At 64.1% G+C, this 9,909-nt stretch carries 6 protein-coding genes and 1 tRNA gene; 5 read left to right on the top strand and 2 right to left on the bottom strand.

From position 1 onward, the window contains the following. On the bottom strand, window positions 1-283 hold a 283-nt coding region (locus OXU43_00900; protein ID MDD9823733.1), incomplete at its 3' end, for a dihydrolipoamide succinyltransferase. Window positions 284-338: 55 nt separating this feature from the next. Then, the gene (locus OXU43_00905; protein ID MDD9823734.1) at window positions 339-3,125 is read right to left on the bottom strand and encodes a 2-oxoglutarate dehydrogenase E1 component; all 2,787 of its coding nucleotides are present in this window, start codon (window positions 3,123-3,125) and stop codon (window positions 339-341) included. 301 nt (window positions 3,126-3,426) lie between these two features. Between OXU43_00905 and OXU43_00910 the strand changes: the two genes are divergently transcribed. The 5 genes from OXU43_00910 (at window position 3,427) to lon (ending at window position 9,465) form a co-directional block, all read left to right on the top strand. After that, window positions 3,427-3,511: transfer RNA gene (locus OXU43_00910), tRNA-Leu, on the top strand. A 65-nt stretch (window positions 3,512-3,576) separates the two neighbouring features. After that, entirely contained in the window at window positions 3,577-4,839 is a 1,263-nt protein-coding gene (gene tig / locus OXU43_00915; protein ID MDD9823735.1) for a trigger factor, read from the top strand. Window positions 4,840-4,962: 123 nt separating this feature from the next. Then, a complete protein-coding gene (gene clpP, locus OXU43_00920; protein MDD9823736.1) occupies window positions 4,963-5,556 on the top strand; it encodes an ATP-dependent Clp endopeptidase proteolytic subunit ClpP in 594 nt (197 codons plus the stop codon). 105 nt (window positions 5,557-5,661) lie between these two features. Then, on the top strand, window positions 5,662-6,951 hold the full coding sequence (gene clpX / locus OXU43_00925; protein ID MDD9823737.1) for an ATP-dependent Clp protease ATP-binding subunit ClpX: 1,290 nt from the start codon (window positions 5,662-5,664) through the stop codon (window positions 6,949-6,951). A 60-nt stretch (window positions 6,952-7,011) separates the two neighbouring features. After that, window positions 7,012-9,465, top strand: a complete 2,454-nt coding sequence (gene lon / locus OXU43_00930) for an endopeptidase La (GenBank protein MDD9823738.1) — start codon at window positions 7,012-7,014, stop codon at window positions 9,463-9,465. Window positions 9,466-9,909: the final 444 nt, after the last annotated feature.

The following is a 9,909-nucleotide window of genomic DNA, read 5'->3' on the forward strand; positions in this document are numbered from 1 at the left end:
TAGCGGGCGGCGGCGCGGCAGGCGGCGGCGCGGCGGCGGCGCCGGCGCCGGCGTCGTCGAGCCGGGCGATGAGTTCCTGGCTGTTCACCGCCTCGCCCTCCTGCTTCAGGATCTCGGCGAGCACGCCGTCGGCGGGCGCCGGGATCTCCAGGGTGACCTTGTCCGTCTCAAGGTCCACCAGGTTGTCCCCGCGGCGCACCGGCTGGCCCACCTGCAAATGCCAGGCCAGCAGCCGGGCCTCGCTCACCGATTCGGCCAGCGCCGGGACTTTGATCTCGTGCATCACGCGGAATGCCCCGGGGAACGCGCCAAAGGGAGGGACGGCTGGCGGCTGCGGTTCATGCGGATTTTCTCTGCCTTTCCCCGGAGCGATCCGTGGGGTCGGAGGTTTGCAGGGCCATGGCGACGAGCCGCTGCTGCTGCTCCAGGTGCAACGCCCGCGAGCCGCCCGCCGGCGCCGCCGAGCAGCGGCGGCCCGCGTACAGCAGTTTCTGGCGGGCCTTCAAACAGCCCCGCAAGGCCCAGGGCGACTGCATGTAGCTCCACATCCCCTGGTTCTCCGGCTCTTCCTGCGCCCAGGTAATTTCCCTGGCCTGCGGATAACGGCGCAACAGTTGCCGCAGCTCCCGTTCCGGGAAGGGATAGAGCTGCTCGATGCGCAGGATGGCGGTATCCTGAAGCTCTGCCTGCCGCCGCGCCTGCAACAGGTCGTAATACACTTTGCCGGAACAGAGGATCAGCCGGCGCACCGCGTCGGGGTTCAGCTCGTCGCGTTCGTCGAATACGGCGCAAAAGCCGGTGTCGGCGAATTCCTCCACCGGCGAGGCGGAAAGTTGTTGGCGCAACAGGCTCTTGGGAGTCAGCACGATCAGGGGCTTGCGGTAGGGGCGGAGCATCTGCCGCCGCAACAGGTGGAACATCTGCGCCGCCTGGCTGGGCATGCATACCTGCATGTTTTCCTCCGCGCACAATTGCAGCAGGCGCTCCGGGCGCGCCGAGGAATGTTCCGGCCCCTGGCCGTCGTAGCCGTGCGGCAGGAATACGGTCAGGCCGCACAGCCGGGCCCATTTCGCCTCGCAGGAGCTGAGGAACTGATCGAAGATCACCTGCGCCCCGTTGGCGAAATCCCCGAACTGCGCCTCCCATATCACCAGGGCATTCGGCTCGGCGCTGCTGTAGCCGTACTCGAAGGCCAGCACGGCCTCCTCGGAGAGGGTGGAGTCTATGGTCAGAAACGACGCCTGTTCGGGGTGCACATGCTGCAACGGCAGGTGCTTCCTGCCGGTTTCCTGGTCGTACAGCACGGCGTGGCGGTGGAAGAAGGTGCCGCGGCCGCAGTCCTGCCCCGAGATGCGCACGGAGAAGCCCTGCTCCACCAAGGAGGCGCAAGCCAGGGCCTCGGCAAAGCCCCAGTCGGCAGGGGCTTCGCCCGCGCTCATGCGCCGCCGACCGTTCATGATGCGGGCGACGCTGGGGTGCAGCCGGAAGCCCTCGGGGGCGGCGGCGAGGCGCTCGCCGAGGCGGGCGATGTCGGAGCGGGACAGGCGCGTATCCGCGGGCGCGTCCCAGCGGGTGCCGCGGAAAGGTTGGAAATTGATGCGAAACTCGGGATCGCCGTCCTCTTCCGTGGTCTTGGGGCCGGGGCGGTTTTCTTCCAGAGAACGGGTATATTCCTCGGCCATCCGGGCCGGCTCCGCGGGCTCGATCACTCCTTGCGAAACCAGAAGCTCGGCGTAGCGATGGGCCGCGTCGGGGTGCTGGCGGATGCGCCGATACATGATCGGTTGCGTGACGGCCGGTTCGTCCGCCTCGCTGTGGCCGTGCCGGCGATAGCAAACGATGTCTATGACCACGTCCTTGCTGAACGCCATGCGAAATTCCAGGGCCAGGAGGCCGGCAAAGATCAGCGACTCGATATCGTCGGCGTTGACGTGGAATACCGGCGCCTGCACCATCTTGGCCACGTCCGTGCAATAGAGCGTGGAGCGAGCGTCCAGAGGGTCGCTGGTGGTAAAGCCGATCTGGTTGTTGACGATGATGTGCACGGTGCCCCCGGTGGCGTAGCCGCGCGCCTGCGACAAATTGAAGGTCTCCGCCACCACGCCCTGGCCGGCAAAGGCCGCATCGCCATGGATCAGGACCGGGAGCACTTGGCCGCGGACGATATCGCCGCGGCGGTCCTGGCGCGCCCGCACCGAACCCTCGACCACCGGCCCGATGATCTCCAGGTGCGAGGGGTTGAAGGCCAGCGTCAGGTGCACGGACGACTCCGGCAATCGCACATCGGCCGAGTACCCCATGTGATACTTGACGTCCCCGGAGCCGCCATCCGAGCGCGCGCCAAGGTCCTCGAACTCCTGGAACAGCTCTTGCGGCGACTTGCCCAGCGCGTTGACCAACACATTCAGGCGCCCCCGGTGCGCCATGCCGATGACGAACTCCCGCGTGCCGTGCTCGGTGCCGGAGCGGGCGATCAATTGATGCAGCAGCGGGATCAGGCTCTCCCCCCCCTCCAGGGAAAAGCGCTTCTGCCCCACATACCTGTTGTGCAGATATTGCTCCAGGGTCCGGGCGCGCACCAGTTCTTTCAGGATGCGCCGCCGCTCCTCGGGGGAGAACTCGCGGCGGCCGCGGCAGCGTTCCAGCCGCTCCTGGATCCACCGTTTCTGCGCGGTCTCGGTGATGTGCATGTACTCGGCGCCGATATTGTCGCAATAGGTCTGCTGCACGATCTCGCAGATCTCGCGCAACGTCGTCCGGTCGGGGCCGAACAGGGAACCCGTGTCGAACACGGTGTCCATATCCTTTTCCGTGAAGCCGTAATAGCCGGGATGCAACTCTTGCACGTCCGGGCGCTCGTGCTGCTGCAGGGGGTCCAGTTGCGCCTGCCGGTGACCGCGAAACCGGTGCGAGTTGATCAATTGCAGCACGCGGGACTGCTGGTCCGCATCCACCGCCGCCCCGGTGCGCCTGCCCGCCGCCGCCGGCGCGCCGCCGGCCAGGCCGCGAAAGAACTCGCGCCATGCGGGCGCCAGGCTGCCGGGGTCGCGCTGGAAGGCCTCCTGCAAATCCTGCAGGTAGGCGCGGTTGCCCCCGCTCAGACAGTCGTTCGCGTTGTCGGACATGAGTCTTTGCCGCTGTTCGTTTGCCGCTTCCCGGCGGCGCCGCTTCCTGGCGGCGGGCCATCGTTGCCGGATTGCGCGGGCGCAACGGGCCTCGCGCCAAATCCGCGAAAATTCGCTTGCCTTTGCGACCGTCCCCTCATACGGATGCAGTGTATTCCATTCCCGCCGGGCAGGTAAAGAAAAAAGGCGCAGTCAAGGACGCGGGGCGGACGGGGCCCCGGCGCCCGGGCGGCCGCTGCCGCCAGGCACGGACGGGCAACGCCCCGCCGCCGCCGGCGCCTTTGTAATACAATGCGGGAACGCGAAAGTGGCGGAATTGGAAGACGCGCCGGCTTTAGGTGCCGGTGGGGCAACCCGTGAGAGTTCGAATCTCTCCTTTCGCACCAGGCCCAGGCGTGCCGCCGCCCGGGCCGGCAGGCAGGCATGATTCAGGGAGCGCGCCGCGGCGCCGATGAAAGTAACGATCGAAAAGGAGGGGCGTCTCGGGCGCCGGGTAAAGGTGCGGGTCCCCGCGGAACGGCTCGCCTCCGAGGTCGAGGCGCGCCTGCAAAAGCTGTCCCGCACCGCCCGCGTACAAGGGTTTCGCAAGGGGAAGGCGCCCCCGCATATCATGCGCCTGCACTACGGCGACTCCGTGCGGCGCAAGGCCACCGAAGAGCTGGTGCGCGAAACCCTGCAACAGGCGCTGGAGCAGGCCGAGCTGCGCCCCGTCCATACGCCCCAGGTCGAATTGGACGCAGGCGGCACGGAGGAATTGCGCTACACCGCCGTCTTCGACATCCTGCCCGAGATCAAGCTGCGGCCGTTGCAGACGCTGACCCTGGAAAATCCGCAATGCGCGATTAACGAAGAGGATATAGACCGCAGCGTGACGGCCCTGCGTCGCCACCGGCAACGGCTGGAACCGTTGGCGCGGCCGGCACAGGCCGGCGACATCGTAGAATTCGATTACCGCCTGCAGGCGCCGGACGGCAGCGAGGCAAAACAGAACCAGGCGCAATGGCGGACGCAGCGGGTGGAACTGGGCCAGGACGGCGGCCTGCCGGCGAACCTGAACGAGGGCTTGCTGGGGCTGCGGGCGGAGGAAACGCGGCTGCTGCATCTCCGGCAACCGGGGGCGGCCGCCGACGCGCAAGCGCTGCCTTGCCAGGTGCGGGTCCGGGGCGTATTCCGCGGGGTACTGCCGGAAATTGACGAGGACTTCTGCCGCGCGCTGGGGGTAACCGAGGGCGGGTTGCCGGCGTTGCGCCGCGAGGTGCGCCGCAACCTGGAACTGGAGAAGCAACACCGGCTGCGCGGCCTGCTGTGGCGAAACGCATGCCGCGCTCTGGTCGAGGCGCACGAATTCGACGTACCCGAGTCGCTGGTCCGGCGCGAGACGGAACGCGGGCTGGCCCTGGGAATAGCCCCGAAAGATGCCGAACAACAGGCGCGACTACAGGTGCGCGAACAGTTGATCGTAGGCGAGATCGTGCGCCGGCAGGGGCTGCGCCCCGCCCCGGAGCGGGTCCGAGCCCTCCTGGAACAGGCCGCGGCCGGCCACCGCGACCCGCATTCCGTGATCGAGTGGCATTACGCGGACCCGCGCCGCCTGCGGCAATTCGAATCCATGGCCCTGGAAGAGGCAATCGTCGCCCTGTTGCTGGACCAGGCCCGGGTCCGCGAGGTCCAGGTGGATTACGCGCTTCTGACAAACCCGGGCGGTTCGGGTTAAGATGCGCCCCTGGCGGCCACAGGGCCAAAGAGAACGCCGCACAAGAACCGATTCAACTCAGGGCGCGGAGGCTACGCGATGAACGATTCCATGGGATGCGATATGGCGCCCCGCGGACTGAACCTGGTCCCGATGGTGGTGGAGCAGACGCCGCGCGGGGAGCGCGCCTACGACATTTACTCCCGCCTGCTCAAGGAGCGGGTGGTCTTTTTAGTAGGCCCCGTCGAGGACCATGCCGCCAACCTGATCATCGCGCAGCTGCTGTTCCTGGAATCCGAGAACCCCGACAAGGAGATCTACCTGTACATCAACTCGCCGGGGGGCTCCATCTCCGCCGGACTCGCCATCTACGACACCATGCAGTTCGTCAAGCCCCACATCAGCACCATGTGCGTGGGCCAGGCCGCCAGCATGGGCGCGTTGCTGCTGGCAGGCGGCCAGCAGGGCAAGAGGTATTGCCTGCCGCACTCCCGCCTGATGATCCACCAACCCCTGGGCGGCTTCCAGGGGCAGGCTACCGATGTGGACATCCATGCCCGCGAGATCCTCCGGGCCAAGGAGCGCATCCAGGAAATCCTGGTGCGGCACACGGGCCAAAACCTCGAGATCATTCGCCGCGACACCGAGCGCGATTGCTTTATGGGGGCGGAAGAGGCGCGGGAATACGGCTTGGTGGACAAAGTGTTGACGCGGCGCGAAAAGAGCGAAAAGCAATAATGCGCCCCCGGCCTCTCCGCCGAATGCGCCAGTCTTCCGTATGTCCGGGCCTGAATATGCTATTATGTGGGTAACGTCCAGGGAGAAAACTGCGGGCACTGCGACATGAGTGACGGCAACTCAGGCAAAGGAATCAGGAAAAACGACCGCCTATTGTACTGCTCGTTCTGCGGCAAGAGCCAGCACGAGGTGCGTAAGTTGATCGCGGGGCCGAATGTCTTTATCTGCGACGAATGCGTCGGCTTGTGCAACGATATCATCCGCGAAGAGAACGAAGAGAAATCGCCGTTAAACAAGGGCAATACTCTTCCCAAGCCCCGCGAGATAAAAAAGATCCTGGACGAGTACGTGATCGGCCAGGAGGAAGCCAAAAAAATCCTCTCGGTAGCGGTTTACAACCACTACAAGCGCATGGAACAGGGGGTCAATCGCCCTCCCGACGTCGAGATCGCCAAGAGCAACGTGCTGTTGATCGGCCCCACCGGCAGCGGCAAAACCCTGCTGGCGGAGACGCTGGCCCGGTTGCTGAATGTCCCTTTCACCATCGCCGACGCTACGACCCTGACGGAAGCCGGGTATGTAGGGGAAGACGTGGAGAACATCATCCAGAAGTTGCTGCAGAAGTGCGACTACGATGTCGAAAAGGCGCAAACCGGCATCGTATATATAGACGAGATCGACAAGATCTCCCGCAAATCGGACAACCCCTCCATCACCCGGGATGTGTCCGGCGAGGGGGTGCAACAGGCGCTGTTGAAACTGATCGAGGGCACGGTCGCGGCCGTGCCGCCGCAGGGGGGGCGCAAGCACCCGCAACAGGAATTCCTGCAAGTGAACACGGCGAACATTCTGTTCATCTGCGGCGGCGCCTTTGCGGGGCTGGACAAGATCATTCAGGAGCGCTCCGAGAAGAGCGGGATCGGCTTCGTCGCCGAGGTAAAGGGAGAATCGCAAAGGAAGACCGCCGCCAAGATCCTGGCTACCACGGAGCCGGGAGACCTGATCAAATACGGGCTGATCCCGGAGTTCGTGGGACGCCTGCCAGTCGTCGCCGTGCTCCAGGAGCTGGAAGAATCCCAGCTGGTGCGCATCCTGATCGAACCGCGCAACGCGCTGACCCGGCAGTACTCGAAGTTGTTCGAGATGGAGGGTTCCGAGATCGAGTTCCGGGAGGAGGCGCTGCGGGAGGTGGCGCACCGGGCCATGGAACGCAAGACCGGCGCCCGCGGTCTGCGCTCCATACTTGAAACCGCCCTGCTCGACACCATGTATGAATTGCCGTCACTGAACAAAGTGTCGCGGGTACTGGTGGACGCCGCCGCGATCCGCGGGGAATCCCCGCCACTGCTGATCTACCATGGCGGCGGCAACATCCAGCAGGCAGCGTCGGACTAGGACCGTTGCCCCGGGGATACGGACGGGAACGGAAATGCTAAAGCATAAGGAGGCAACCGAATGAAAGAACAGAAGACGCCCAAACTCAAGTTGCCCACATGGCTGCCGCTCCTGCCGCTGCGGGACGTGGTGGTTTATCCGCACATGATCATCCCGTTGTTCGTCGGCCGCGAAAAATCGGTACGCGCCCTGGACAAGGCCATGAACAACAACAAGCAGATCGTGCTGGTCACGCAGAAGCAGGCATCCGAGAACGACCCGGGGGCGAAAGATCTCTACTCCATAGGCATCCTGGCCAATATCCTGCAGTTGCTCAAATTGCCCGACGGCACCATCAAGGTGCTGATCGAGGGCGTGCAACGGGTGCAAATCGCGCATCTGATCGAGGACGAAAACGACGGGCACTTCTCGGTGCAGACCCAGGCCCTCAAGGAAACGCAGGCCGACGAACGGGAAATGGAGGCGCTGATGCGCTCCCTGGTGGGGCAGTTCGACCAGTATGCCAAATTGCACAAGAAGATCCCTCCCGAAGTGCTGTCTTCGCTGAGCGGCACGGACGACCCGGGCCGGTTGGCGGATGCCATCGCCGCGCACCTGGCGGTCAAGATCGAGAACAAACAGGCGGTGCTGGAACACGTGAACCTGAACGCGCGCATCGAGTACCTGATCAAATTGCTGGAATCCGAGATCGAGGCCCTGCAGATCGAGAAGCGGATCCGCGGCCGCGTCAAGTCGCAGATGGAGAAGAGCCAGCGCGAGTACTATCTCAACGAGCAGATGAAGGCCATTCAGCGGGAACTCGGCGAGTCGGACGCGCCGGGCGAGATCGAGGAACTGGAGGAGAAGATCAAGAAGGCGGGCATGAGCAAGGAGGCGAAGAAAAAGGCCACGTCGGAATTAAACAAGTTGAAAATGATGTCGCCCATGTCGGCCGAGGCGACCGTGGTGCGCAATTACATAGACTGGCTGGTCAACGTGCCGTGGAAGCAGCGGTCCAAGACCTGCAACGATCTGGCGCAGGCGGAAAAGGTGCTGGAAGAAGACCACTACGGACTGGAAAAGGTCAAGGAACGCATTCTCGAACACCTGGCCGTGCAACAGCGGATTCGGAAAATGAAGGGCCCGATTCTGTGTCTGGTCGGCCCCCCGGGGGTGGGAAAGACTTCCCTGGGCCGGTCCATCGCGCGGGCTACCGGGCGCGAGTTTGTGCGCATGTCCCTGGGCGGGGTGCGGGACGAGGCCGAGATCTGCGGCCACCGCCGCACCTATATCGGTTCCCTGCCCGGCAAACTGATCCAGTGCATGGCGAAGGTGGGCAAGAAAAACCCGCTGTTTCTGCTGGACGAAGTGGACAAAATGACCACCGATTTTCGCGGCGACCCCGCCTCCGCCCTGCTGGAAGTGCTGGACCCCGAGCAGAACCACGCCTTCAATGACCATTACCTGGAGGTGGACTACGATCTGTCGGAGGTGATGTTCGTCACCACCGCCAATAACAGCATTCACATCCCATTGCCGCTACTGGACCGGATGGAGGTGATTCGGCTGTCCGGCTACACGGAAGAAGAAAAGGTGCATATCGCCCTCAAGTACCTTATCCCCAAGCAGTTCCAGGCAAACGGCCTGAAGGGAAAAGAACTCTCCTTTCGCGGCGCAGCCATCCGGGACATCGTCCGCCACTACACGCGGGAGGCGGGAGTGCGCAACCTGGAACGGGAAATCGCCAAGATTTGCCGCAAAACCGTCAAGCATATCCTGAGCCGCAAAGGGCGCGCGCAGGCGGCGCGGACGGTGACCCCGCGCCGCCTGGAATCGCTGATCGGCATCCAGCGCTTTCGCTACGGGCGCGCGGAGGAACAAGACCGTATCGGGCAGGCCACCGGCCTGGCCTGGACCGAGGTCGGCGGCGACCTGCTGACCATCGAGGTCGCCGTCGTGCCCGGCAAGGGCAAGGCGGCGCAGACCGGAAAACTGGGCGACGTGATGAAGGAATCCATCCAGGCGGCCATGACCGTGGTGCGCGGGCGCAGCGAGACCATTGGCCTGGACGCGGAATTTTTCCAAGCGCACGATTTTCATATCCATGTCCCGGAAGGCGCCATCCCCAAGGACGGCCCCAGCGCCGGCGTCGCCATGGTCACCGCCCTCGTGTCCGTGCTGGCCAATATTCCGGTGCGCGCCAATGTCGCCATGACCGGCGAGATCACCCTGCGCGGCGAAATCCTGCCCATCGGCGGGCTGAAAGAAAAATTGCTGGCCGCCCTGCGCGGCGGCATAGACACCGTGATCATACCCAAGGAAAACGAGCGCGAGCTGGCCGAAATACCGAAAAACATCTTGCAGAACCTGGATATCCGGCCCTTGCGCTGGATTGACGAACTGCTGGAGGTGGCCTTGCAACGGCCGATACGGCTGTATCCGCCGGGGAAAAAGCGGGGCAAATCTCTGGAGATGATCGAAGCCGCCGCTTCAGGGCAAAAAGAGAAGCCGCCGCACACGCCGCCCCGCCACTAAAGCGCAGCGGTCCCATCGGGCGCGAGACCACGAGGAAGGGGACGGCTGCGACAGTGGGCAAATGATGCAATTCATTAGAGCAATGCCCGAATGGCTTGGCGCTGCATTGATTGCGGCGGAACAGGCCGTGTAAAAACCCCGAACATCCAGAACCGCCCGAAAAAACTACCCACAGGCACGGCAAATATCCGCCATTCCCGCGCAGCAGGCCGTGTAAAAACCATTCGCTTTTTTGGAAGTGGGGAAACAGTGCTCTGTCATTCCGGCCTCCCCTCTTGTCATTCCGGCGAAAGCCGGAATCCCGCGCAAATACAGCGCGGAACGCGCACATTGCAGAACCTGACGGCCGCCCCTCCCTTCATGGGATATTTCTGCAAAGGAGCGCGAGACGCGCGCTTTCTATGCGGGATTCCGGCTTTCGCCGGAATGACATGGAGGAGGCCG

The sequence above is a fragment of the Gammaproteobacteria bacterium genome (genome assembly GCA_028817255.1).
Classification (GTDB): domain Bacteria; phylum Pseudomonadota; class Gammaproteobacteria; order Porifericomitales; family Porifericomitaceae; genus Porifericomes; species Porifericomes azotivorans.

Excerpts from the sequence above, each read along its gene's own strand:
- OXU43_00905 (MDD9823734.1), bottom strand. The coding sequence starts at position 3,125 with ATGTCCGACAACGCGAACGACTGTCTGAGCGGGGGCAACCGCGCCTAC.
- tig (MDD9823735.1), top strand. The coding sequence starts at position 3,577 with ATGAAAGTAACGATCGAAAAGGAGGGGCGTCTCGGGCGCCGGGTAAAG.
- clpX (MDD9823737.1), top strand. The coding sequence starts at position 5,662 with ATGAGTGACGGCAACTCAGGCAAAGGAATCAGGAAAAACGACCGCCTA.
- lon (MDD9823738.1), top strand. The coding sequence starts at position 7,012 with ATGAAAGAACAGAAGACGCCCAAACTCAAGTTGCCCACATGGCTGCCG.